Annotated in this window: 18 protein-coding genes and 4 pseudogenes; 11 read left to right on the top strand and 11 right to left on the bottom strand. The window is 69.0% G+C overall.

Annotated features, from left to right (window positions below; all coding sequences use genetic code 11):
* The first annotated feature begins 214 nt into the window (after positions 1-214).
* The 6 genes and pseudogenes from ABFB10_RS01800 (at position 215) to ABFB10_RS01775 (ending at position 6,073) form a co-directional block, all read left to right on the top strand.
* A pseudogene (locus ABFB10_RS01800) lies at positions 215-1,376 on the top strand (M20 aminoacylase family protein).
* An 86-nt stretch (positions 1,377-1,462) separates the two neighbouring features.
* Positions 1,463-2,422 (top strand): agmatinase, encoded by a 960-nt coding sequence (speB, locus tag ABFB10_RS01795; protein ID WP_347165080.1) that lies wholly within the window; start codon positions 1,463-1,465, stop codon positions 2,420-2,422.
* Positions 2,423-2,693: 271 nt separating this feature from the next.
* A complete protein-coding gene (locus tag ABFB10_RS01790; protein ID WP_347167909.1) occupies positions 2,694-3,116 on the top strand; it encodes a DUF1499 domain-containing protein in 423 nt (140 codons plus the stop codon).
* 30 nt (positions 3,117-3,146) lie between these two features.
* A complete protein-coding gene (gene prfA / locus ABFB10_RS01785) occupies positions 3,147-4,196 on the top strand; it encodes a peptide chain release factor 1 (RefSeq protein WP_347165079.1) in 1,050 nt (349 codons plus the stop codon).
* A 72-nt stretch (positions 4,197-4,268) separates the two neighbouring features.
* A complete protein-coding gene (gene prmC, locus ABFB10_RS01780; protein WP_347165078.1) occupies positions 4,269-5,111 on the top strand; it encodes a peptide chain release factor N(5)-glutamine methyltransferase in 843 nt (280 codons plus the stop codon).
* Between the two features lie 260 nt (positions 5,112-5,371).
* Positions 5,372-6,073: a DUF4167 domain-containing protein gene (locus ABFB10_RS01775; RefSeq protein ID WP_347165077.1), complete on the top strand. Its 702-nt coding sequence runs from the start codon at positions 5,372-5,374 to the stop codon at positions 6,071-6,073.
* Between the two features lie 77 nt (positions 6,074-6,150).
* Here ABFB10_RS01775 and rsmA read toward each other — a convergent pair.
* From rsmA to lptF, 7 genes and pseudogenes are all read right to left on the bottom strand, one after another.
* A pseudogene (gene rsmA / locus ABFB10_RS01770) lies at positions 6,151-6,985 on the bottom strand (16S rRNA (adenine(1518)-N(6)/adenine(1519)-N(6))-dimethyltransferase RsmA).
* On the bottom strand, positions 6,982-7,953 hold the full coding sequence (gene pdxA, locus ABFB10_RS01765; RefSeq protein WP_347165076.1) for a 4-hydroxythreonine-4-phosphate dehydrogenase PdxA: 972 nt from the start codon (positions 7,951-7,953) through the stop codon (positions 6,982-6,984). Before pdxA ends, rsmA begins: the two are co-directional and overlap by 4 nt.
* Positions 7,950-9,176, bottom strand: a complete 1,227-nt coding sequence (locus ABFB10_RS01760) for a peptidylprolyl isomerase (protein WP_347165075.1) — start codon at positions 9,174-9,176, stop codon at positions 7,950-7,952. The genes pdxA and ABFB10_RS01760 overlap by 4 nt, the downstream gene beginning before the upstream one ends.
* Positions 9,164-9,739, bottom strand: coding sequence for an LPS assembly protein LptD (gene lptD, locus ABFB10_RS01755; RefSeq protein ID WP_347165074.1), 576 nt, complete (start codon positions 9,737-9,739; stop codon positions 9,164-9,166). Before lptD ends, ABFB10_RS01760 begins: the two co-directional genes overlap by 13 nt.
* Entirely contained in the window at positions 9,703-11,340 is a 1,638-nt protein-coding gene (locus ABFB10_RS01750; protein ID WP_347165072.1) for an LPS-assembly protein LptD, read from the bottom strand. Before ABFB10_RS01750 ends, lptD begins: the two co-directional genes overlap by 37 nt.
* Positions 11,337-12,430, bottom strand: a pseudogene (lptG, locus tag ABFB10_RS01745) (LPS export ABC transporter permease LptG). The gene ABFB10_RS01750 and the pseudogene lptG overlap by 4 nt, the downstream one beginning before the upstream one ends.
* Positions 12,427-13,563, bottom strand: a complete 1,137-nt coding sequence (gene lptF, locus ABFB10_RS01740; protein WP_347165071.1) for an LPS export ABC transporter permease LptF — start codon at positions 13,561-13,563, stop codon at positions 12,427-12,429. Before lptF ends, lptG begins: the two are co-directional and overlap by 4 nt.
* A gap of 256 nt (positions 13,564-13,819) precedes the next feature.
* Here lptF and ABFB10_RS01735 point away from each other — a divergent pair, with 256 nt between their 5' ends.
* Both ABFB10_RS01735 and ABFB10_RS01730 read left to right on the top strand, forming a co-directional pair.
* Entirely contained in the window at positions 13,820-15,286 is a 1,467-nt protein-coding gene (locus ABFB10_RS01735) for a leucyl aminopeptidase (protein ID WP_347165070.1), read from the top strand.
* 5 nt (positions 15,287-15,291) lie between these two features.
* Positions 15,292-15,753: a DNA polymerase III subunit chi gene (locus tag ABFB10_RS01730; RefSeq protein WP_347165068.1), complete on the top strand. Its 462-nt coding sequence runs from the start codon at positions 15,292-15,294 to the stop codon at positions 15,751-15,753.
* A gap of 62 nt (positions 15,754-15,815) precedes the next feature.
* On the opposite strand, the gene ABFB10_RS01725 is transcribed toward ABFB10_RS01730, so the two are convergent.
* The 3 genes and pseudogenes from ABFB10_RS01725 to ABFB10_RS01715 all read right to left on the bottom strand — a co-directional run bounded on the left by ABFB10_RS01725 (position 15,816) and on the right by ABFB10_RS01715 (position 19,206).
* Positions 15,816-16,397: a retropepsin-like aspartic protease family protein gene (locus ABFB10_RS01725; RefSeq protein ID WP_347165067.1), complete on the bottom strand. Its 582-nt coding sequence runs from the start codon at positions 16,395-16,397 to the stop codon at positions 15,816-15,818.
* A gap of 69 nt (positions 16,398-16,466) precedes the next feature.
* Positions 16,467-17,090 carry a MarC family protein gene (locus ABFB10_RS01720; protein ID WP_347165065.1) on the bottom strand — a complete coding sequence of 208 codons (624 nt, stop codon included), beginning with the start codon at positions 17,088-17,090 and terminating at the stop codon, positions 16,467-16,469.
* Between the two features lie 267 nt (positions 17,091-17,357).
* Positions 17,358-19,206, bottom strand: a pseudogene (locus tag ABFB10_RS01715) (ABC-F family ATP-binding cassette domain-containing protein).
* Positions 19,207-19,596: 390 nt separating this feature from the next.
* Between ABFB10_RS01715 and ndk the strand changes: the two are divergent.
* A complete protein-coding gene (ndk, locus tag ABFB10_RS01710) occupies positions 19,597-20,019 on the top strand; it encodes a nucleoside-diphosphate kinase (protein ID WP_347165064.1) in 423 nt (140 codons plus the stop codon).
* 364 nt (positions 20,020-20,383) lie between these two features.
* Here the strand turns inward: ndk and ABFB10_RS01705 are convergent, their stop codons facing one another.
* The gene (locus ABFB10_RS01705) at positions 20,384-21,571 is read right to left on the bottom strand and encodes a pyridoxal phosphate-dependent aminotransferase (protein WP_347165063.1); all 1,188 of its coding nucleotides are present in this window, start codon (positions 21,569-21,571) and stop codon (positions 20,384-20,386) included.
* A 271-nt stretch (positions 21,572-21,842) separates the two neighbouring features.
* On the opposite strand from ABFB10_RS01705, the gene ABFB10_RS01700 reads away from it, so the two are divergent.
* Together ABFB10_RS01700 and ABFB10_RS01695 are read left to right on the top strand one after the other, a co-directional pair.
* Entirely contained in the window at positions 21,843-22,208 is a 366-nt protein-coding gene (locus ABFB10_RS01700) for a hypothetical protein (RefSeq protein ID WP_206564565.1), read from the top strand.
* The gene (locus ABFB10_RS01695; protein WP_347167908.1) at positions 22,111-23,490 is read left to right on the top strand and encodes a DNA-packaging protein; all 1,380 of its coding nucleotides are present in this window, start codon (positions 22,111-22,113) and stop codon (positions 23,488-23,490) included. The genes ABFB10_RS01700 and ABFB10_RS01695 overlap by 98 nt, the downstream gene beginning before the upstream one ends.
* The last annotated feature ends 60 nt before the right edge of the window (positions 23,491-23,550 follow it).

Genomic DNA, 23,550 nt, shown 5'->3' with positions numbered 1-23,550 from the left:
TTCTTCTCTGGTCCAAAAATACCTCGGGGTTTGGGGCAGAGCCCCATCCGGGGGCGTCATTGTCGCGCCATTGGTCCGAGAGACAATGGCGACGGGCCTTGCCCCCAAGAGCAAATGAGCGCCGAAGGCGCTCTGCCGGGGCGGGCAGAGCGTGCGCCGGGGCTTGCGCAGGGGCGCTTATCCGCAGAGGCTGTACGCGACAAAGGAGATCCCCATGGCCATCGTGAATTCCATTGCCGCCAGCGCCGAAGAGATGACCGGCTGGCGCCACCACCTGCACCGCAATCCGGAACTGGGTCTCGACTGCTTCAAGACCGCGGCCTTTGTCGTCGACAGGCTGACGGACTTCGGCATCACCGAGATCCATCAGGGCATCGCGCGCTCGGGCGTGGTGGCGATCATCGAGGGGCGTGAGCCGGGGCGGACTATCGGCCTGCGCGCCGACATGGACGCGCTGCCGATGGAGGATCTTTCGGGCACCGACCATGCCTCGACCGTGCCCGGGCTGGCCCATACCTGCGGGCACGACGGCCATACCACGATGCTGCTGGGTGCCGCGAAATACCTGGCCGAGACGCGCAACTTCAAGGGTCGCGTGGCGCTGATCTTCCAGCCCGCCGAGGAAAACGAGGGCGGCGGGCGGATCATGGTCGAAGAGGGCATCATGGACCGTTTCGCCATCGAGGAGGTCTATGGCATCCACAATTCCCCGGGCCTGCCCGAGGGCACGCTGAACACCAACCCCGGCCCGCTGCTGGCGGGGGTGGACGAGTTCACCGTCACCATCACCGGCGTCGGCGGGCACGGTGCGCAGCCCCATGCGACCCGCGATCCGGTCGTGGCCGCGGCTTCGACCGTCATGGCGCTGCAGACGATCCTGTCGCGCAACGTCGATGCGCTCGACCGGGTGATCCTGAGCGTGACGCAGATCCACACCGGCAGCGCCATGAACATCGTGCCCGAGAGCGCCGTCCTGAACGGAACGGTGCGGTATTACGACAAGGCCGCGCAGCAGGGGGTCAAGGCCCGCATGGCCGAGGTCGTCGAGTTCCGAGGCCAAGAGCTTCGGCCAGAGCGCGGTGCTGGACTATGTCGAAGGCTATCCGCCGACGATCAACCATCCCGAACAGGCGGCCTTTGCCTGCGCGGTCGCGCGCGAGGTGCTGGGCGCCGACAAGGTGGATGCCGATACGCCGCCGATCATGCCGGGCGAGGATTTCGCCTATATGCTGCAGGCGCGCCCCGGCGCCTACCTGTTCCTCGGGCAGGGCGACACGCCGTCCTGCCATCATCCGCAATACGACTTCAACGACCGCATCGCGCCTATCGGCGCCAGCTTCTTCGCGCGGCTTGTCGAGAAGGCCCTGCCTTTGTAACGCTTGCGCCAGAGCACTGCCGGGCAGCGCCTTTTCCGGGCGCCGCCCGCCCACCCATCCCGGCACCCGGAAAAGGCCCCGCCCTCATGTCCCTCGAAGATGCCAAGCGCCAGATCGACCACGCCTTCACCCGCGACGACCTGAAGGGGCCGTCGTTCGAGAATGTCTTTGCCGGGGCCGCCTCTTTCCTCCGGCGCAGATACACCAAGGACCTGACCGGCGTGGATATCGCCGTGACCGGGCTGCCCTTCGACCAGGCGGTGACCAACCGGCCCGGCACGCGGCTGGGGCCGCGCGCGATCCGCGAGGCCTCGCTGTTGCAGACCATGGACAAGCCCTATGGCTGGGACTTCGACGTGCTGTCGGACTTCGCCATAGCCGATTACGGCGACATGGCCTTCGACTATGCCATGCCCGCAGAGGTGCCGGCGCGGATCGAGGCGCATGTGCGCGGCATTCTCGACGCGGGCGCGGCCTGCGTGGCGCTGGGGGGCGATCACTCGGTGACGCTCGGGGCGCTGAGGGCTCATGCCGCGGTCCACGGGCCGCTTTCGGTGATCCAGTTCGATGCCCATACCGACACATGGGCGGACGACGACCCGGGCCGCGTGGATCACGGCACCTTCCTGTACACGGCGGCGAAAGAGGGCATCGTGGTGCCCGAACGGTCGGTTCAGATCGGCATCCGCACCGACAACCCCGATACCATGGGCTTTCATATCCTCGACGCGCGGGAGGTCCATGCCGCCGGGCCCGAGCGGATCGCCGAGCAGGTGCATCGGATCGTCGGGCGCGCCGCCTGCTACATCACCTTCGACATCGACGCGCTGGACCCGGCCTTCGCGCCCGGCACCGGCACGCCGGTCTGGGGCGGGCTGACCAGCCATCAGGCGGCGGTGATGCTGCGGCGTCTGGCGGGGGTGAACATGGTCGGCGGCGACGTGGTCGAGGTCTCGCCGCCCTTCGACACCAGTGGCGCCACGGCCATCGCGGCGGCCCATGTCGCGACCGAGCTGCTGAGCATCTGGGCCTCGACCCGGCGCTGAGGCAGCCGCCGCAGGCCCGGGGTGCGCGGTGGCCTGCGCGGCGCGGATCGGCGAAATCCCGCCCGTCTGCCCGGGGTCCGGCGTCTCTGGCTCCGGCCCCTCCGGGATATGTCTTGAATAACCGGCTGATACCGCTCACCTCTCTGGGCATGCGCCTGCGGGGCGGGGCGGGACTCCCGCGCCCGCCTGCAAGGGTGCCTTTCACAATCGCGGCGATTCGTGGCATTCCTGCCCCGGAACCGCAGTCAGCCAGACAGGATATTCCGTGCGCATGGTCTTCTTCCTCATCCTCGCGATCGTCCTCGGCGGCCTGGCCCGGATCCGGCTTGCGCCCTCGGACCCCGCGGTCTGGAACGTCGATCCTCAGGTGACGGCGGATCAGGATCTGTCCAACGGCGTGCGGCGCCGGATCCCGGGCGGGACGGAGACGCTGCAGGCGCTGAACGCGATCATCCTTGCCACGCCGCGGACCGACGTGCTGGTGGGCAGGCCGGAGGATGCGCAGATCACCTATGTCACGCGGTCGAAGTGGATGGGCTTCCCCGACTACACGACCGTCAAGGCCGAGGATGGGGTCATCGAGCTTTATGCCCGGGCGCGCTTTGGCCAGTCGGACATGGGCGTGAACCACGAACGTGTCGAAAGCTGGCTGAAGGCCCTGCGCGCGCGCGAGGCTGCCGCCGAGGACGCTTGACGGCCCCGCGCCCATGCGCGATGGAACCTCATGATCCCGACAGACCGTTTGCAACAGATCAAGGAGCGCCTCGGATATGTCGAGGCGCGCATGTCCACAGGCGAGGGCGACATTGCCGCGCTGGGGCGTGAGTACGCCGAGCTGAAGCCCGTGGTGGCGCAGATCTCCGAGTGGGAGCGCCTGCGGGAGGATATCGCCGAGGCCGAGGCGATGCTGGCCGACCCCGAGATGAAGGCGCTGGCCGAGGAAGAGCTGCCGCAGCTGCGCGCCCGTCTGCCCGAGGCCGAACACGCGGTGCAGCTGGCGCTTCTGCCGAAGGACGCCGCCGACGCGCGCCCCGCGATGCTGGAGATCCGGCCCGGCACCGGCGGCGACGAGGCGGCGCTGTTCGCGTCGGATCTGGCGCGGATGTACCAGCGCTACGCCGAGGCGCGCGGCTGGCGCTGGGAGGTCGTGGAAGAGCAGCTGTCGGAACTGGGCGGCGTGCGCGACCTCGTGGTGCGGATCGTCGGAGAGAACGTCTTTGCCCGTCTGAAGTTCGAAAGCGGGGTGCACCGGGTCCAGCGGGTGCCCGAGACCGAAAGCGGCGGGCGCATCCACACCTCTGCCGCCACCGTGGCCGTGCTGCCCGAGGCCGAAGAACTCGATATCCGCATCGACCCGAACGAGATCCGCATCGACACCATGCGCTCCAGCGGCGCGGGCGGGCAGCATGTCAACACCACCGATTCCGCGGTGCGGATCACCCATATCCCCTCGGGGATCGTGGTGACCTCTTCCGAGAAGTCGCAGCACCGTAACCGCGAGATTGCCATGCAGGTGCTGCGCGCGCGTCTTTTCGACATGGAGCGGCAGAAGGCCGAGAGCGCGCGCTCTGCCGACCGCAAGGCGCAGGTCGGGTCCGGCGACCGGTCCGAGCGCATCCGCACCTATAACTTTCCGCAGGGGCGCATGACAGATCACCGCATCGGACTGACGCTCTACCGGCTGGAGCAGATCCTTCAGGGCGACCTCGACGAGATCGTCGATGCGCTGACGGCCGAACATCAGGCGGCACAGCTGGCGGAGATGCAGCTGTGACCCGGGCGGCGAAAATTTCTTCGAAGAAATTTGCCAAATTCCATGGATGGAATTTGCGCGGGGCAGGTGGCAATGCGGGGCTCTGACCTTCTGGCGCAAGGAACGGCGCGGCTGGCGGGCGAGGACATCCCCGATCCGGGCCGCGATGCCCGGCGGCTGCTGTCGCATGTGCTGAAGGTCCCGCCGGGACGCCTGACGCTGGTCCTTCCGGAACCGGTCGATCCCGAGCAGGAGCTTGTCTACCTGACCCTGATCGAGCGGCGCGCCGACCATGTGCCGGTCAGCCATCTGGTCGGACGGCGGATGTTCTACGGGCGCGACTTCCTCGTCACGCCCGAGGTTCTGGACCCGCGCCCCGAGACCGAGACGCTGATCGAGGTGGCACTGGCGCAACCCTTTTCCACGGTGCTGGACCCGGGCACCGGGTCGGGGTGCATCCTGCTGACGCTTTTGTCCGAGCGCGAGACGGCGGTGGGCATCGGTACGGACCTCAGCGCCGAGGCGCTGAACGTGGCCATGTGGAACCGCAACGCGCTGGGGCTGGAGTCGCGGGCCGCTCTGGAAGAGGGCAGCTGGTACGAGCCGCTGCGGGGCTCGACCGAGAGCTTCGACCTGATCGTGTCGAACCCGCCCTATATCGCGGTGAACGAGATGCCCTTCCTGACGCCGGAGGTGCGCGATCACGAGCCCCGGCTGGCCCTGACGGACGAGGCGGACGGGCTGACCGCCTATCACGCCATCCTCGAAGGCTATTCGTCCTGGCTGGCGCCGGGGGGCCGCCTGGTGGTCGAAATCGGCGCGGCGCAGGGCATGGCGGTGTCGCAGCTGTTTGCGCAGGCGGGCCTGCGCAAGGTGCGGGTGGTGCCCGATATCGACGGGCGCGATCGGGTTGTCACCGGGGTCGCGCCGCGCTGAGACCGCGCGCCGGGGCGAAAAAACCTGTGGGAAACTGGCGATTTCCCGCGTTAAATCGCCGGTTTCAACGGTTTCGACACGGATTTGGGCTTGTCTGAGGCATGTCCGTGTGCATATTCACTGTCAGTCGGGCAGTCGATGGGCAACACGCCGATCCGGCTCGACGCCAAGCCATACATCACGGTGACGGAACGAAATTTGGCGCCCCTGTGGCGCAGCCGCTCACCAAGCCGAAGAAAAAAGGCTGGATACCAGAAAACATGCGTTCATCCAAATCCCGCTCGCGGAACAAGAACAACCGTAACCGCAACTCACTGGGCAATGTCGTCAACCGCGTGTTCGACAGCAGCGGCCCCGAGGGCAAGGTGCGCGGTACGCCGCAGCAGATTATCGACAAGTACAACCAATTGGCCCGCGATGCCTCGCTGGGCAATGACAGGGTCGCGACCGAGAACTTCCAGCAGCATGCGGAGCATTACCTGCGCATGTTGAGCGAAGCACAGCGTGAGCAGGATCAGCGGCGCGAGCAGCAGGAGCGCGAGAACCGCGAGCGTCAGGCCCAGCGTGACCGCGATCGCAACCAGCGCGACCAGAACGACGGCGACCAGCGCCCGGACGAGGGTGATCAGCCCGAGGTCGGCACCAGCGCCCCCGAGGCGAAGGAAAAGGGCGAGCGCCAGCCTTCGCGCCGCCGCCAGCAACCCGCCGTGGACCCCTCGGATGCGCCGCAGCCGGACATCTTCGACATGGTTGGCGGGGACGACGACGGCTCTGGCCTTGTCGAAACGCCGGAGTCGCGGGCCGAGACCAAGCCCGCCGAAGAGACGAAGGACGAGGCGCCCAAGCCCGCGCCCAAGCCGCGCAAGCCGCGTGCCCCGCGCAAGCCGCGCCAGCCCAAGGCCGAGGCTTCGGAGGCGCCCGCCACCGAGACTCCTCAGAGCCCGGACGCCGCGGCAGAGTAACACCGCAGACCGAGATCGAAAGGCGCCGCCCGGGAAACCGTGGCGGCGCTTTGCGTTCTGGGAAACGGTCTATGGTGCTATTCGAAGGTCCGGGCGAGGGCGCAGAAGGCCTCCAGCGGGACGCGCTCGGCGCGCTCGGTGGGGGCGATGCCCGCCGTATGCAGCCGGTCCTCGATGTCGGGGGCGAGGCCCTTCAGCGCCGCCCGCAGCATCTTGCGCCGCTGGTTGAAGGCGGCGGCGACCACACGTTCCAGCAGCACTGGGCTGGGCGGGGAAGCGCGGCTCGGGCAGGGCAGTCAGGTGGACCACCGCCGAGGAGACCTTGGGTGGCGGGGTAAAGGCGCCGGGCGGCAGGGTCAGCGCGATGCGCGGGGTCGCGCGCCATTGCGACAGGATCGCGAGGCGGCCATAGGCCTTCGATCCCGGCTCGGCGGTGATGCGCTCTGCCACCTCTTTCTGGAACATCAGCGTGAGCGAGGACCAGAAGGGCGGCCATTCGGGCGGCGTCAGCCAGCGGATCAAGAGTTCGGTGCCGACGTTGTAGGGCAGGTTGGCGCAGATCGCGATGGGCGGCGTCAAATGTGCCAGCGCGTCGACCTCGAGCGCGTCGCCCTCGATGACCTGAAGGCGGCCCGGCGCGGCCTCGGCGATCTCGGCCAGCGCCGGCAGGCAGCGCGGGTCTTTCTCGATGGCCAGCACGCGGCGCGCGCCTTCCGACAGAAGCCCGCGCGTCAGGCCGCCGGGGCCGGGGCCGACTTCCAACACGTCCATGCCCGAGAGGTCGCCGGGAATGCGGGCGATGCGGGCGGTCAGGGTCAGATCCAGGAGGAAGTTCTGCCCTAGCGCCTTGCGCGCGGACAGCTGGTGCTTGGCGATGACCTCGCGCAGGGGCGGCAGGGTCTCGACGCTCATGACAGGCGCGCCGCCAGCCGCAGGGCGGCGATGGTCGAAGAGGGATTCGCCAGACCCTTGCCCGCGATGTCGAAGGCGGTGCCGTGGTCGGGCGAGGTGCGCACGAAAGGAAGGCCCAGCGTCACGTTCACCCCCTCGTCGAAATCCAGCGTCTTGATCGGGATCAGGGCCTGATCGTGGTACATGCAGACCGCCGCGTCGTATCCGGCGCGGGCGCGGTCGTGGAACATGGTGTCGGCGGGCAGGGGGCCGCGCAGGTCCATGCCCTCGGCGCGCAGGCGGTCGAGAACCGGGGCGATCACCGTCTCGTCCTCGTGGCCCATGCGCCCGCCTTCACCGGCGTGCGGGTTCAGCCCGGCCACCGCGATGCGGGGCGCGGCGATGCCGAACTGCTCTTGCAGGGCGCGGTGGGTGATGCGCAGGCGCTTTTCCAGCAGGGCGGGTGTCAGCGCGGCGGGGACGTCCGACAGCGGGATATGGATCGTGGCCGGCACCACCCGCAGCCGGTCGGAGGCCAGCATCATCACCACCTCCTCGGCGCCCGCGAGATGGGCGAGGTATTCCGTATGGCCCGGGTAGGCGAAGCCGCAGCCGTCCGCCAGCGCCTTCTTGTGGATCGGCAGGGTGCAGAGCGCCGCCGCCCGTCCCCCGGTCACCAGAGAGACGCCGCGCGCGATGGCCTCTACCACGCCCGCCGCATGGCTGGCGACCGGCGTGCCGGGCACGCGGGCGCCGGGCATGTCCAGCGGCAGGACGGGCAGGGCAGAGGCGGCCACCGTGACGGCCTCTTCCGGGTCGGTCAGGACCACATGCGGGACGGTGCCCGGCAGATGCGCCGGGTCGCCGATCCAGAAGAAGGGTACCGAGGCGCCCAGCCCCTGCCATGCGGCCTCGGCCAGTTCGGGGCCGATGCCTGCCGGTTCGCCGCAGCTGAGCGCGATGGCGCGGCGCGCGCCGGATGCCGTCATTGGTCGAGGATGCGGGCGTCGGCGCGCAGCTGCGCGAGGTAGCCGTCCGCCAGCGCGGTCAGGCGCTGGTTGCGCAGGCCCACGGTGATCCGCTCGCGGTCGGCTTCTTCGGCAATGGCACTGGTGCGCCCGCAGAGCATCAGGAAGACCAGTGTCTGGCCGTTCGCCCGTGTCAGCGCCGTGGAAACCTCGCCGGGGTCGAGCTTGGACAGTTCGTAGGCGATATCCGTGGGGATCTGGTCGATGGGCAGGGTGCCCCGGTCCAGAACGCTGGCCGGCTGGCCCTTGGCCACGCCATAGAGGTCGTCGCAGCGGTCGACCTTGCCCGCAAGCACCCGCGCCACGGCCAGTGTCTCTGCCGAACGCCCGCCCGCCATGTAGTAGGCGGCATATTCGATGGCCGAGACCTCGGGCGCGGTATAGGCGCCCTCCTCGATGTCGCGCAGCTGGAACAGCGCGATGGCGCCCTGCAGCGGGATCGGGTCGGTGACCTCTCCGGGGGCGAGACCCAGAACCAGCGGCTGCAGCGGCGGCGGCAGCTCTGTCAGGTCCTGCCGGGGCAGGCGCCCGCCGTTGCCGCGCGAGGCGGTGGCCGAGAAGCGCCGCGCCTGTTCCGAGAAGGCCGAGGTCGAGCGCAGCTGCGCGATGCGGTTGGCACGGTCGCGCACGGTGGTTTCCTGCTGCGGGGGCATCGGCATGATGATCTCGGACAGCAGAACGCGCACGCTGCTGCCGCCGCCCTGCCGGGAGATGGCGCGGTCGATCTCTGCCTCGTCGATGGAAGCCCGCGAGGCAAAGCGGGCGCGCACGACCTCGCGCCATGCCACGCCGGCGCTGACGAAGTCGCGGAAGGTTTCCTCGGCGACGCCGGAGGCGGCCAGCGCCTTCGTGAACTCGGCGCGTGTCAGGTTGGCGCGGCCTGCGAATTCCTCCATCCCGGCGGCGACGGCCTCTTCGTCGACGACCACGCCGTTGGCGCGGGCGGCCTGCATCCGCAGGCGGTCGTCGATCAACTGCTCGCGGGCCAGCTTGGTGACGTCGCCCGGCGCCCGCAGCACCGACAGCATGCGCTGCCGCTGCTCCAGTTCATAGCCTGTGATGACCTGATCGTTGACGATGATCGCGGGCGCGAAGAGGCCCTGCGCGGGCGCCGCCTGCGGCTGGGCGAGGACGGCGGCCATGGCCAGCGCGGCCGGGGCGAGGAGACGGGTCAGAAGGCGCATGTGCGTCGGTACTCCTTGGCACTGCCGCCGGTGCTAAAGCCTTTCAGCGCGACGGTCAGATCGAAATCGGTCGAGGGTTCGAGGTTCGAGGCGGACGCATAGTTGCGCCGCGCCGCGAACCCGACCTCGATGCATTCATTGCGGTATTGCAGGCCAAGGCCAAGGCGGTCAAGCCGCCGGTCGGCAAGGTCGTAGCGCGCCTCGGTCGAGGCCGCCCAGTGGCGGCTGACCTGATAGGTGCTGTCGAAGGTCCATTCCGACTGTCCGCTGGCGCGGTCCTCGTCGTTGTCGCGGACCAGAAGCAGGTAGGAGGCGTTCAGGTCGAGGCGGCTGTTGGACCAGCTGGCCAGCGCCTCTGCCTTGTTGAACCGGGCATCCTTGTCCAGCAGGCCCCGGGCACTGATGGTCAGCCCGAAGGGCGCCGAAAAGCGCCCGGCGATCAGCAGGTCCGACACGGTTTCGCGGCTGAGACCGGAGGACAGCGAGAATTCGGAGTCCTCTTCCGTGCGCCAGACCTGACCGAAGGTCAGGGCCGCGGTCCATCCCGCCGGGGCCTGATGCATCCAGCGCAGGCCCGCCGCCGGGTGGTGCCGCGTTCTCTGCGGTCGGGAGCCGGGAAGCGCGACAGCGACAGCAGGTTGGCCTCGTCGAAGTCGACGCGGGTGCTTTCGTCGTTGGGGTTGGCCTTGCGCTCGCCGCCGACCCAGCCAAGCTGGACCACCGGCTCCAGAAGGGTCCGGCCGCCGTCGAAGCCGCGCCGTTGCAGCGGCCAGCGCAGTTCCACCGCGGCGCCCGGCGTCAGGCTGGCGACATCGCGGTCCGAGGTCGCGTCCTGTTCGGTGATGAAACGGTCGGCCCAGAGATGCCCGGTGACCCCCATGCGCAGACCCGGCCCGACGGTCCAGCGGTCGCGCCAGCTGAGTTCGGCGTTCAGCCGCGCCACATCGCGACCGTCGACCTCGTCGTCGTCATCCGGTCCGTCGACGTCCAGCTTCGACCGGCGCAGGTGGCCGTGGGTCTCTGCGGACAACCGCAGCTCGCCGCCGATGGCGGCGGGGAAGAAACGCCGCTCGACGTAGTAGTCCAGCATGATCCGCGGCTGCGTGTCGTTGCTTTCGAGGTCGCGCAGCGTCTGGTAGTTGACGATGCTGGCCTGCATGAAGACGTCCCGTTTGACCCGCGTCACGGCGACCGAGCTGGCCAGCCGGTCCTTGGAGCTGATGCCGTAGTCGTTGAGGTAGGATTCGTCGCTGACCGAGGCGAGATCGAATTCCAGCTTGAAGTCGTCCGGCAGGTCGAAGCGCCCCTCGGCGAAGAGGTAGCCGCGCAGCGCCTCGGGCTGCAGCGTGTCCCGCGACAGCCCGCCGGTCAGCGTCAGGTCGCCGTAGCGGAAGGCGCGGCGATAGCGGAATTCCATCGTGCGGGTCTTGGGCGACAGGTAGGGGATCAGGGTCACGTCCTGATGGTCGCCGATGGGGATGAAATAGGGCACCTTCACGCCAAGCCCCAGCAGGGTGGTCGAGCGGAAGGTCGGGATCAGCAGGCCGCGCGCGCGCGCCAGCGTCGGGTCGGGCAGGCGGATGCGCGGGAAGTAGAAGACCGGCACCCGCCCGATGTGGAAGGTGGCATTGTCGAAGTAAAGCTGCTGCGCCTGCTGGTCGTGCACGACCCGCGCGGCGCGGATCTGCCAGAGCGGCACGCCGTTCGGCCCGCAGACCTGGCACGAGGTGGCGACGACGCGGCTGAGCTGCGTGTATCGGCCTTCGACCCGGCGGGCCTCGACCGAGGCCAGCTGAAGCTGCTGGTCCAGCACCATGCGCGCGCCCGTCAGGATGCCGTTTTCCAGCGCCTGATCCATTTCGGCGCGGTCGGCGGTCACCAGGTTGCCCGCCTCGTCCAGCACGCGGATCGGGCCTTCGATGACCAGCTGGTCGGCGCTGCCATCATAGGTGATCCGGGTGGCGATCAGGCGATACCCGCCTTGCAGGGCCTCGACGTTTCCGGTGGCCACCAGCCTGTCCTCGCCCTCGACGAAGAGGTCGTCGGCGACCAGAAGGGCGGGGCCGTCACCGGCGCCGTCGGTCGGCTGGGCCATGGCAGGCGCGGTGGCCAGTGCGAGGCAAAACGACAAAAGAGTCGCAAGGCGGCGGGTCAGACGCGTCATCCGTCCTCCATGTGCAGTACAAGCCCCAGCGCGAGCAGGACAGAGGCCACCGGTGGCACCCAGGCCGCGATTTGTGGTGCCAACTGGCCGTTCTCCCCCATGATCTGGGCGAAGTTTCGCACGTAATAAAGACCGAAGCCAAGCAGAACCGCCGACAGTACGGCCAGCCCCGTGCGCCCCAGTCGGGTGGGTCTCATGGTGAAGGCGGCGCCGATCAGCGTCATCGCCACAAGGAACAGCGGGCGGGCCATTTCCATGTTCAGCCAGACGATGTGCCGCCGCGCGGAAAAGCCGGAAGCGTCGAGGTCGGCGATGAAGGCGGGCAGGTCCCAGATGGCCACCGCAGAGGGCTTGCCGAAGCGGTCGCGAATGCTTTCCTGCGTCAGGGTCGAGGAAATTGCGAGGGTTTCGTGTTCCTGCGCCCCCAGTTCGGGGTTGAGGCCCGCCGCCAGCGGCCAGGCCTTGGCATTGGTCAGGATCCATTCGCCGCCCTGAAGCTCGGCCTCTTCCGCGAGGATGCGGGTCCTCGGGACCGCCTGCCGGGGCATAGGCGACAATCGAGACATCGAAGAGCCGCGTGGCCTCGGGGTTGGTGCGGGCGGCATGGATCACCGCCTGACCCTCTGGCCCGCCCTGCCGCAGCCAGAGCCCTTCCGGGCCGATCGACAGCGCCGCGGCATTGCCGGTCTGATAGGCCTCGCGCAGGTCGACATAGTGCTTGGAGGTCGCGGCCACGATGGGGTTCATCACCGCCACGACCAGCAGGCCCAGAAGGAAGGACACCAGCGCGGGCGAGGCCGGGGCCACCAGCCCCGACCGCCCCGCCGCCCGGGTCACGACCAGTTCCGAGGACCGCGCGAGGCCAAGGAACATCGCGATGGTCGCGAGGATCATCACCAGCGGGACGATCTCGTACAGGCCTTCGGGCAGTTTCAGCAGCACCAGGTGCAGCACCTGTCCGAAGCCCACGTTGTCGTAGCGGCTCGACCTCTTCGATCAGGTCCAGCAGGCCCCGGAACAGGGCGAAGACGGTAAGGATGCCGAGGAACAGCAGCAGGAAGCGCCGCGCGAAATAGAGATGCAGGGTCATGCGGCGATGCCCTCTGCCGGAGCGTGGCGCCGCGCCGGTCTGCCGCTGCGGCCCGCGTGCCACAGAAAGGCCGTGGCGATGGCGGCCCCGAAGAGGCTGGGCAGGTAGATCAGCGGCCAGAGCGCGCCATTGTCCTTCACCTGTCCCGTCACGCCGCTTTCCACCAGTTTCACCAGCACCAGCAGGAAGATGGCGAGAACGATCTGCTTCGTCACCCCGAAGCGCGAGAACCCGCCCGCGATCAGCGTGGAAAAGCCGATCAGCGGCGCGATCAGCGCCAGCAGCGGCAGCTGGAAGCGCATATGCGCCTCTTCGAGGACTTCGCCGGGGGTGTCGCCGATCTCTTCGGCGACCTGATGCGTGCGCATCAGAAGCTCTGGCGTGCCGATGTACTCGACCCGGCGGCGCTTGGCTGGGCCGGTCGTGATCAGCCCCGAGATGTCATAGGTCAGGTCGGCGAAATTCGTCGTCGACAGGCTGCCGGTCTCGCGGTCGACGGTCTGCGCCATGCCCGAGAGCATCACCAGTTTCGGTCCGTCGTCGTCGCGCAGCAGGTAGGCGCGTTCCGCCGTATAGGTGGTCTCGCGATCCGCCTGCCGGGCGTCGGTGAGGAAGACGTCCTGCAACTCGCCCTCGGTGGTGATGGCGCGGATGTAGAAGGTGACGCCGCGCGTCGGGTGCAGGAAGACGCCTTCGCGCAGCAGCCGTGCCGAGATCGACCCGGCGATTTCCTGCTCGCGCAGGCGCAGCTGCTCGATGCTCTTGGGGACCAGCACATGGGTCAGGATCGACAGGATCAGCCCGAGGATCAGCCCGAAGGCCAGAACCGGACGGGCCAGCCGCCGGGGCGAGAAGCCGGTGGCCTTGACCACGGTCAGCTCTGAATCGCCGGACAGGCGGTTGGTGACGTAGACCGCCGCGGCAAAGCCCGCCATGGGCAGCACCAGCGCGATGACGGCGGGCAGCGACAGCGCCGTGAATTCCAGCACGACGCCAGCGGTGTGACCGTCGGACACCAGACGGTCGAACAGGATCACCGCCCGGTTCACCCAGTAGACGGAGACCAGGACCAGGGCGAAGAAGCCGAACAACACCATCAGTTGCGACAGGACGTATCTGTCGAATCTCTGCAAAACGGCGGTCCCCCCAGACCATGCGGATCGGGGCGAGACTAGCGGATCGCACCGGGGGGATAAAGATGTGGCGGCGGCGCATCTTGTCCGGCGGGCAGGGGGCTCTGCCCCCGGCCCTTGCGGGCCTCCCCCGGGATATTTCCGGACAGAAGAAAACCCGGGGGAGCGTCCGGCGGGGCCGGGTGGTCCTGGCGGCTCTGGCCATTGTCCGGGGGCGCGTTACCTCTTGGCACGAACAAGCATATGGAGAGCCCCCATGACCGACCTGCGTGAGATCACCTTTGCCGATGTGGATATCGAGGCGCTGGCCGGGGCCACGGGCCGCGTGGCGGTGCTGATCCCGGCGGAGGGCACGCTGAGCCCCGCGGCGCGGCGTCTGAGCCGCCTGACCAAGGGCGCCCTGGCCCGCGCGGTCGAGAGCGAGGCCCGGGAGAAGCTCGAGGTCGGCGCGGTGCTGTCGCTGGCATGGCCCGCGGGTATGGCGGCCGAGGGTGTCGATATCGTGAAGCTGCCGCGCCGGCCTTCGGTCGCGGAGGCGCGCAGGGCGGGCGCGGCGCTGGCCAAGGCCGCCGGCAAGGCGGGCGTGACGCTGCTGGCGGAAGGCACGCGGCGGCCCGCGCAGATCGCGCTGGGGCTGGCGCTGAAGGGCTATGCCTTCACCGCGCGCAAGTCCGAACCTGCCGAGGGTCCGGCGGCTTCGGTTGTCATGTGCAAGGGCGCGGAGGAAGCGGGCGAGGCCTATGCCACCGCGCGAGCCGTGGCCGAGGGGGTCTTCTTCACCCGCGACCTGGTGTCGGAGCCGACCAACGTGCTGGGCACCGAGGAGTTCGCCGCGCGGCTGGAGGCGCTGCGCGAGACCGGGCTGGAGGTCGAGGTGCTGGAAGAGGATCGGCTGGCCGAGATGGGCATGGGCGCTTTGCTGGGTGTCGGCATGGGCTCGGCCATGCCCTCCAAGGTCGTGGTGATGCGCTGGAAGGGCGCCGAGGGGGCGCCTCTGGCGCTGATCGGCAAGGGCGTGGTCTTCGACACCGGCGGCATCTCGCTGAAGCCCGCCGCGGGCATGGAGGACATGACCATGGACATGGGCGGCGCGGGCGTGGTCTCGGGTGTGATGAAGACGCTGGCGCTGCGCAAGGCCAAGGCGCATGTGGTCGGCATGGTCGGCCTTGTCGAGAACATGCCCAGCGACCGCGCGCAGCGGCCCGGCGACATCGTGACCTCGATGAAGGGCGACACCATCGAGGTGATCAACACCGATGCCGAGGGGCGTTTGGTGCTGGCCGACGTGATGTGGCACGCGCAGCTTTCCGAGAAACCGGCGGCGATGATCGACCTCGCCACCCTGACCGGCGCCTGCATCATCGCGCTGGGGCACGAGAACGCGGCGGTGTTTTCCAACGACGACAGGCTGGCGGCGGATTTCCTGGCCGCCGCCGAGGCCGAGGGCGAGGGCGCGTGGCGTCTGCCGCTGGGCAAGGCCTATGACGACCAGCTGAAGTCGCAGAAGGCGGACGTGAAGAACGTCGGCGGGCGGCCCGCGGGAGCGATCACAGCGGCGCAGTTCCTGCAGCGTTTCGTCAAGGACGGCACGCCGTGGATCCACCTGGATATCGCGGGTGTGGCCCAGGTCTCTGCCGAGACCACCCTGTCGCCCAAGGGCGCCACGGGCTGGGGCGTCATGGCGCTGGACCGGCTGGTGCGCGACCGCTTCGAGCAGGACTGAGGCCCTTGGGCGCGGCCTACTTCTATCACCTGACGCGGCGTCCCATGCAGGAGACGCTGCGCGTGCTGCTGGAGCGCTCGGCACAGGCCGGCTGGCGGGTGGCGGTGCGCGGCACCGAGCCGGGGCGGATGGCCTGGCTGGACGAGGCGCTCTGGCAGGGCCCCGAGGAGGGGTTCCTGCCGCACGGGCTGGCGGGTGGGCCGCATGACGCCGATCAGCCGGTGCTTCTGTGCACCGAGGGGCAGGAGGCCGCGAACGATCCGGCCTGCCTGATGACCGTCGACGGCGCGCGGCTGCTGTCCGAGGAGGTCGACCGGCTGGAGCGGGTCTGCGTGCTGTTCGACGGCCACGACGAAAGCGCCCTGCAGGTGGCGCGCGGGCAGTGGACGGCGCTGAAGAAGGCGGGTTGTGCGGCGCAATACTGGTCGGAAGAATCGGGGCGCTGGGAAAAGAAGGCCGAGACCTGATCGGGACCCGGAAACTTCCAAAGTTTCCGGGCCGTTTTCTTTGCAAGAAAACGGCGCTGGTGTCAGCGTTGCAGGATCATCCGGTCGTTGGCGATTTCCACCCGGGCGAAGCGGTCTAGGTAGGTCATGCCCAGCAGCGAGGTCTCCATCTCGCCGCCGTTCACATAGGCGGGCATCCGTCTGTCGACGATGGGTCCGAGCGCCAGGCTGTCCAGCGTGACCGGAGCCGTCCGGACCGATCCGTTCGCGGTCATGGCGCTGGAGAGGAACACGAGGTCCCCGGTCGCCAGCCCGGCCCGCTGCGCGTCCCGCGCCGTCAGCACCACGGCGGAGGCGCCGGTGTCCACGACGAAGCGGGTCGGCGTGCCATTGACCTCCAGGGTGATGTAGTAATGGCCGTCCTCGGCGCGGGGCAGTTCGATGCGGCCCTCTTCTCCGAAGACTGATTGCCGTGGCAGGACGGTGCTGCGCACATCCTCCCACAGGCCAATGGCGGCAATGGTGCCGAAGAAGATCAACACCCAGGCCGCCATGTGCTGGGCCATCTTGTTCAGGTTCAGCCTGCCCCTGACCAGCAGCCAGGTCAGAAGCGCCGCCCCCAGCACGCTGAGGTAGATCAGGTTGCCGATCTGGTCTCCGGACATGGGCGGTCTCCTCGCAGGTCCCGTCAGATATAGGCCTCGGGCGGCGGAATGTCAGGGGCGGCGGGCCGCTCAGGCGCCGCTGGCCAACCCGAAGTCGCGCAACCCGTCCAGAACGAACTGGACCGACAGCGCGGCGAGCAGCATGCCCAGAAGGCGCGTGACGACATTGATGCCGGTCCGCCCGAGGCCGCGTTCGATCACGCCGGCGGAGAGGAACAGCAGCAGGGCCAGCATGAGGACGGCGGCCATGACGCCAAGCACGGCGGCCATGCCGAGCGCGCCCTCGGCCCGGCCCGCCAGCAGGATCATCGTGGCGATGGCTCCGGGTCCGGCGATCAGCGGGATGGCGATGGGAAAGACCGAGGGGTCGGGGAAGTCCTCCTCGTCGGCCTGATCCTCGCGGCGCTTGGTGCGGCGCTCGAACAGCATGTCGAGCGCGGTGAGGAACAGCAGGATGCCGCCTGCGATGCGGAAGGCGGGCATCGAGATGCCGATGAACCCCAGCACCGCTTCTCCGAAGAAGGCGAAGAGTGTCAGCAGGCTGCCCGCGATCAGCACCGCCCGCAGCGCCACCGCCCGGCGGTGCCGATCATCGGTGTCGGCGGTCAGCGCGATGAAGATGGGCGCGAGGCCTATCGGGTCGATCACCACGAAGAGCGTCGCGAAGGCGCCGATGAGGAAGGTCTGATCCATCCTGAATGGCTAGAACAGCTTTGACGCCCGCGCAATGCTTCCGGCGCCCTGGCCATGCCGGGGCGGGGTGCGGGGTGCGGGGGGCGTCGGGTCGGGCCGGACCGGGGGCCGCTGAGTTGAGGCGCAGGCCGGTCCGGCGGCATCGGGGCTGACGCCCGCGCGTCGAAGGGGCAGGGCGGGGGAGCTGCCGGGCGAAGGGGGGCCGGGCTGCGTGCCCTTTGCGCCCGGGTCGACCGGCGGCGCTGCCCCTTGTCCTGCCCGCCGGCTTCAGGCGGTCTCGGCCTTGTCGAGGTGTTCCTGTGCCGCCATCCAGAGGCCTTCGGCCTTGTGCAGCCCGTCCATGACCTCGGCGTATTTCTTGTTCCAGGTCGCGAGTTCGTTGGCCCGCCCGTCTTCGTAGAGCGCCGGGTCCGCCAGTTTCTGCGCCAGCTTCTCGCGCATTTCTTCGAGCTTTTCGACGCGGCCCTCGCATTTGCGCACCTCGGCGCGCAGCTCGAGGATGCGGTCGCGGGAGGGGCGCTTGGGCTTTTCCACGGGCTTGGCCGGTTTCGCGGGCGCGTCGGGAGAGAGAAGCAGGGCGCGATAGGCGTCGAGGTCGTCCTCGTAGGGCTTGACCGTGCCGTTGGAGACCAGCCAGAGCCGGTCGGCCACCATGGACAGCAGGTGCATGTCGTGGCTGACGAGGATCACCGCGCCGTTGTAGGCGGTCAGCGCCTCCATCAGCGCCTCGCGGCTTTCGATATCGAGGTGGTTGGTCGGCTCGTCGAGGATCAGCAGATGCGGCGCGTCCAGCGTGGCCAGAAGCAGCGAGAGGCGCGCCTTCTGCCCACCAGAAAGGCGCGCCACCTCGGTGTCGGCCTGCGCGGCCTGAAGGCCGAAGCCCGCGAGGCGGGCGCGCAGCTTGGCGGGCGGCGTGTCGGGGCGTTCGCGCTGCAGGTGCTGAAGCGGCGTCTCGTCCAGGTGCAGCTCGTCGACCTGATGCTGGGCGAAATAGCCGATGCGCAGCTTGGACGAGCGGCTCATCTGGCCGTCGAGCAGCGGCAGCCGGTCGGCCAGCAGCTTGGAGAGGGTGGATTTGCCCTGACCGTTCTTGCCCAGAAGCGCGATGCGGTCGTCCTGGTCGATGCGCAGGTTCAGGCGGTGCAGGACCGCCTTGCCGTCATAGCCCGTGGCGCCGCCGTCGATATTGATGATCGGCGGGGAAAGCTCGTCGGGCTGCGGGAAGGTGAAGACGCGCTTGGCCGCCTCTTCGGGGGCGGTGACCATGTCCATGCGCTCGATCATCTTCAGGCGTGCCTGCGCCTGCTTGGCCTTGGTGGCCTTGGCGCGGAAGCGGTCGACGAAGCTTTGCAGGTGATCGCGGCGGTCCTGCTGCTTTTTCGCCGTGGCGGCCTGCTGGGCGCGCTTTTCGGCGCGCAGCTTGACGAAGCCGTCGTAGGGCGTGCCGTAATAGGTCAGCTTGCGGTCCTCGAGGTGCAGGATGCTGCCCACGGCGCGGTTGAGAAGGCCGCGGTCGTGGCTGATGACGATCACCGTATGCGGGTATTTCGCAAGATAGGATTCCAGCCAGAGCGCGCCTTCGAGGTCGAGGTAGTTGGTCGGTTCGTCCAGAAGCAGCAGGTCGGGCTGGGCGAAGAGCACACCTGCCAGCGCCACGCGCATCCGCCAGCCGCCGGAATAGGCGGAGCAGGGATTCCTGTGTTCCTCGGGTTCAAAGCCCGAGGCCGCGCAGGATGGTGGAGGCGCGGGCCTCGGCGGACCATGCGTCGATGTCGGCCAGCCGTGTCTGGACCTCGGCCATGCGGTGGCCCTCGGCGGTTTCCGCCTCGGCCATCAGGGCGGCGCGTTCCGCGTCGGCGGCGAGCACCGTGTCGAGGATCGTGGTCTCGGAGGAGGGCACCTCCTGGCTGACGCCGCCGATGCGGGCGCGCGACGGCAGGTCGATCGAGCCGGTGTCGAGGGTGAGTTCGCCCCGGATGATCCGGAAGAGCGTGGTCTTGCCCGCGCCGTTTGGCCCCACGAGGCCGACCTTGTGGCCGGTGGGGATGGTGGCGGAGGCCTCTTCGAAGAGAGGGCGGCCCTCGACCGAGTAGCCTATGGACTGGATGCGCAACATGGAGGCGCTTTAGCAGAGGGTTTCGGGAGGGGCCAGTGGGGGTGCGCGACCGGAGCGTTGCCTGGGGCCGCGATTGCGCCGGACAGGGCCGGTGGAGCCGGGATTGCGGGACCGGGGCGGGACTGTTTGCTGGCGCAAAGGCGCCCGCCCGCCGGCCCCGGGTCACGCCGTATCGGTGTTTCGGGGCCGGCGACGGAGAGGGGGCTCTGCCCCCGCGCGCGGAGCGCGCCCCCGAGGTATTGGCAAGACCAGAGAAGTTGGTCGGGGGGATTGTTCCGGTCGGGCGCTGCGCGGGGAATGGCGTTGCGGGCTTTTCTTGAGCGCCGACCCGTGCTAGGCGGCGGCGCAGAATTCGGCCGGGGTGTTCCGGCCCCCATATTGGAGACTATCATGGCCCTCGAGCGCACCTTTTCGATCATCAAGCCCGATGCAACCCGCCGCAACCTGACCGGCAAGATCAATGCCAAGTTCGAGGAGGCGGGCCTGCGCATCATCGCGCAGAAGCGGATCCACCTGACCAAGGCCCAGGCGGGCGAGTTCTACAAGGTGCACGCGTCGCGTCCCTTCTATGACGAACTGTGCGAGTTCATGGCCTCGGCCCCGATCGTGGCACAGGTCCTGGAAGGCGAGGGCGCCATCCTGAAGAACCGCGAAGTCATGGGCGCGACCAACCCCGCCGATGCGGCGCCGGGCACGATCCGCGCAGAGTTCGCGGAATCGGTTGGCGAGAACTCGGTCCACGGATCGGACGCGCCGGATACCGCCAAGGAAGAGATCGCCTATTTCTTCTCGGGTCTCGAACTGGTCGGCTGAGGCCGGTCATGCGGGCCGTTCGGCCCACCCGGACGTGACAGACGCCGCCCCCGCCGGGGGCGGCGTTTTTCGTTGCCGGATGGCGCAGTGGGGCCTTGCGGCGCGCCCGGCGGGTGGGATGCGGCTTTGGCGAGGGTCCAAGGCCCTGCGGTGCGGCCCGGGTGTCGGACAGGATATGCGCATTGCAGCGAAGCACGGGGCGGTTTCCGGTACGGTTGGTGCGGGGGTGCGCAGATCGGGGCCGCCCGGACAGGGGGCGCGGAGAGGATGGTCCGGGCATGAGCACGGAGGCCGACGGGCTTTGTCGGGACGGTGGGCATCGCAGGGGCCGTTTGGCCGGGCATGAGCGCGCGGGGCGGGGGCCTCACGCGGCGTCGGCGTATTCCCGCGCGAAGGTGCAGAGGCAGCGGATCGCCCGGACAAGGCTGTCATCGTCGACGGTCAGGGCGACGCGGATATGCCCCGCGGCGGATTGGCCGAAGCTTTCGCCGGGCATCACCGCGATGCGGCGCGCGTCCAGAAGCGCCTCGGCGAAGGCACGGCCCGAGAGGCCAGTGCGGCGGATGTCCAGCATCAGGTACATGGCGCCCTGAGAGGGGATCGCGGTAACGGACTCGTGCCGCGCCAGTTCCTCGAGCACGCGGGCCCGGCGGCGCAGGAAGGGCGCGGAGACCGCCGCCTCGGGACCGTCTCCGGTGCGCAGGGCGAAGAGCGCCGCGTCCTGGATGAAGCCGGGGACACCGTAGGTGGTGTTTGTCGCGAGGTCGATCAGGCGCTCGATCACCGGTTCCGGTGCGACGATCCAGCCAATGCGCGAGCCGGTCATGGCGTGGCTTTTGGACATGGACCCCACGACCAGCGTGCGCTCCGCCATGCCCGGCAGGGCACGCGGCGAGAGATGCGCGCCTTCCCAGACCTGTGTGTCGTAGACCTCGTCCGAGATCAGCCAGAGGTCGCGGTGCTGGCAGGCGGCGGCGATGGCCTGCAGGCAGTCGGCGGGATAGACCGTGCCGGTCGGGTTGTTGGGCGTGTTGATCAGCAGGCTGCGGGCTTCGTGTTCGAAGGCCAGTTCCTCGATGGCCTGCGCCGAGGGCAGGAAGGCGTTTGCGGCCCGGGTTCGGACCGGCACCGCCACACCCGAGGCCGCGCGGATGGTGCCGGGATAGGTCGCATAGAAGGGATCGATGTAGAGCGCCGTGTCGCCGGGATCGAGAACCGCCAGATGCGCGGCAAAGAGCGCGGCCTGTCCGCCGGGGGTGATGAGCACATTGGCGGCGCCGGTGGGCACGCCGGTGCGGGCGGTGACGCGGGCGGCGATTTCCGCCCGCAGGGGCGCGATGCCCGGCACCATGGCATAGCCCGTATGGCCGCCCTGCGCGGAGGCATTCATCGCATCCAGAACGGCGCTGTCGGTGCGGATGTCGTGTTCCCCGATGGTCAGCTCTGTCACCTGCTCGCCTGCGGCGACAAGGGCCCGGGCGCGGTAGAAGACCTCCCACCCGTCGGAGCCGCCTTCGTTGAGCGAGGTGATGCGGGTCGACAGTTGCGGCATGGGCGAGCTCCTTTTCGCGCCAAGATGTGCCAGAGCCCTGAGGGAGCGGCAAGGCACCTTCCGCAGGGCTTAACGCGACGGACGCGGCGGTTAACGGCGTCGGGCCGCTGCGCGCGCGGGGATCAGGGCTCGTAAGGATTGCCCGGCCATTGTCCTGATCGTGCCGGAAAGGACGGGTCCGGCGGCGCAGAGGGGCGGCAGGCCCCCGTCACAGGACCGCGCCCCGTCCGGGCAGACCGGCACGTCAAACAGGCAACAAAGGTATCGAGCCATGAGCAGCACGATGGAACGGCGGCAGGTTCTTCTGACCGCCGAGCAGCAGATCGACCGTCTGGAAGAGAAGCGCGCCGAGATCGAAGAGACCCTGCGTGACCTGACGGAGGACATCCGGGACATCCAGGCCCGGCTGCGCAGCGGAGAGGTGGACCGTAAGGCAGAGGCCAGCAAGCCCCTGTCGGAACTGAAGTACTGGCTGAAGGCCATTCGCGAAACGGAGGCGGAGATCGATGCGATCCGAAGAAAAGACCTTGCAATCACAGATGCCTACGGGCTCGACCTTGACGCGGCACGCTTTGAGATCGGGTGCCGCCTTGCTCGCATCCGCCCCTGCTGCGGAGCAGAGGAGGTTCCTGAGTGAGCTGTCCCCGGGGGAGCGCATCGCGCTTCCCTACCTCTTCGAGTTCTGGGCGCATGACCACCAGTTGCCCCCGGAGGGAGACTGGCGGACCTGGGTGATCCTTGGCGGGCGCGGCGCGGGCAAGACCCGGGCCGGGGCCGAGTGGGTGCGGTCGATGGTCGAGGGCGCGCGACCGCTTGACCCCGGCCTCTGCACGCGGCTGGCGATCATCGGCGAGACCTTCGATCAGGCGCGCGAGGTCATGGTCTTCGGCGACAGCGGCATCATGGCCTGTTCGCCTCCCGACCGGCGGCCGGTCTGGCAGGCCACGCGGCGCTGCCTTGTCTGGCCGAACGGCGCCGAGGCGATGCTGTATTCCGCCAGCGATCCCGAGGCGCTGCGCGGGCCGCAGTTCGACGGCGCATGGGTGGACGAGCTGGCCAAGTGGAAGAAGGCCGGGGACACCTGGGACATGCTGCAGTTCGGGTTGCGGCTGGGCGCGCATCCGCGCGTCTGCGTGACCACGACGCCGCGCACCGTGAAGATCCTCGTGGACCTGCTGGCGCTGCCTTCGACGGTGGTGACGCGGGCCGCGACAGAGGTGAACGCCGCCAATCTGGCGCCGTCGTTTCTTGACGAGGTGCGGGCGCGATACGCGGGGACCTCGCTGGGGTTGCAGGAGCTGGACGGGGTGCTGCTGGAGCAGGTCGACGGTGCGCTCTGGCGGCGCGAGACCTTCGACGACCATCGCTTTGGCCGGGCGCCGGCCTTGTCGCGGATTGTCGTGGCGGTCGATCCTCCGGCGGGCGCGGGCAAGACCTCGGACGAATGCGGGATCGTCGTCGTGGGTGTCGTGACCGAGGGCAAGCCGCACGAGTGGCGCGGCTACGTGCTGGAGGATGCCAGCGTGCAGGGCGCTTCGCCCATGGGCTGGGCCGAGGCGGTGGTGCAGGCCGCGCGGCGCTGGGAGGCTGAACGCGTGGTTGCCGAGGTCAACCAGGGCGGGGCCATGGTCGAAACGGTGCTGCGGCAGGTCGACCCGATGCTGTCGGTGCGCAAGGTCCATGCCACGCGGTCCAAAAGCGCGCGGGCAGAGCCGGTGGCGGCTTTGTACGAGCAGGGGCGGGTCAGTCACGGGCCGGGGCTGGAGGCGCTGGAGGCGCAGATGTGCCTGATGACACAGGCGGGTTTCGAGGGCGCGGGCAGTCCGGACCGGGTCGATGCGCTGGTCTGGGGGCTGACCGAGGCGATGCTGGAGCGCGGTCGCACCGAGCAGTTGCCAAAGCTGCGCACGGTCGGGTGAAGGGCCGTTAACCAGGCTGGCCTAGGGTGCCTTTCAGACGCGGAGGTCCGCCTTCGCAAG

It is taken from the genome of Ponticoccus litoralis (assembly GCF_039769985.1).
GTDB lineage: Bacteria > Pseudomonadota > Alphaproteobacteria > Rhodobacterales > Rhodobacteraceae > Ponticoccus > Ponticoccus litoralis.
Note: the sequence above shows the minus strand (reverse complement) of the source record. Positions and strands in the feature narration are given on the sequence as shown.

Excerpts from the sequence above, each read along its gene's own strand:
- ABFB10_RS01695 (WP_347167908.1), top strand. The coding sequence starts at position 22,111 with ATGCCTACGGGCTCGACCTTGACGCGGCACGCTTTGAGATCGGGTGCC.
- ABFB10_RS01775 (WP_347165077.1), top strand. The coding sequence starts at position 5,372 with ATGCGTTCATCCAAATCCCGCTCGCGGAACAAGAACAACCGTAACCGC.
- ABFB10_RS01700 (WP_206564565.1), top strand. The coding sequence starts at position 21,843 with ATGAGCAGCACGATGGAACGGCGGCAGGTTCTTCTGACCGCCGAGCAG.
- lptD (WP_347165074.1), bottom strand. The coding sequence starts at position 9,739 with ATGCATCAGGCCCCGGCGGGATGGACCGCGGCCCTGACCTTCGGTCAG.
- ABFB10_RS01705 (WP_347165063.1), bottom strand. The coding sequence starts at position 21,571 with ATGCCGCAACTGTCGACCCGCATCACCTCGCTCAACGAAGGCGGCTCC.
- ABFB10_RS01725 (WP_347165067.1), bottom strand. The coding sequence starts at position 16,397 with ATGTCCGGAGACCAGATCGGCAACCTGATCTACCTCAGCGTGCTGGGG.
- ABFB10_RS01720 (WP_347165065.1), bottom strand. The coding sequence starts at position 17,090 with ATGGATCAGACCTTCCTCATCGGCGCCTTCGCGACGCTCTTCGTGGTG.
- pdxA (WP_347165076.1), bottom strand. The coding sequence starts at position 7,953 with ATGACGGCATCCGGCGCGCGCCGCGCCATCGCGCTCAGCTGCGGCGAA.
- prmC (WP_347165078.1), top strand. The coding sequence starts at position 4,269 with ATGCGGGGCTCTGACCTTCTGGCGCAAGGAACGGCGCGGCTGGCGGGC.
- ABFB10_RS01790 (WP_347167909.1), top strand. The coding sequence starts at position 2,694 with ATGGTCTTCTTCCTCATCCTCGCGATCGTCCTCGGCGGCCTGGCCCGG.
- ABFB10_RS01760 (WP_347165075.1), bottom strand. The coding sequence starts at position 9,176 with ATGCGCCTTCTGACCCGTCTCCTCGCCCCGGCCGCGCTGGCCATGGCC.
- prfA (WP_347165079.1), top strand. The coding sequence starts at position 3,147 with ATGATCCCGACAGACCGTTTGCAACAGATCAAGGAGCGCCTCGGATAT.
- ABFB10_RS01735 (WP_347165070.1), top strand. The coding sequence starts at position 13,820 with ATGACCGACCTGCGTGAGATCACCTTTGCCGATGTGGATATCGAGGCG.
- speB (WP_347165080.1), top strand. The coding sequence starts at position 1,463 with ATGTCCCTCGAAGATGCCAAGCGCCAGATCGACCACGCCTTCACCCGC.
- ABFB10_RS01750 (WP_347165072.1), bottom strand. The coding sequence starts at position 11,340 with ATGACGCGTCTGACCCGCCGCCTTGCGACTCTTTTGTCGTTTTGCCTC.
- ndk (WP_347165064.1), top strand. The coding sequence starts at position 19,597 with ATGGCCCTCGAGCGCACCTTTTCGATCATCAAGCCCGATGCAACCCGC.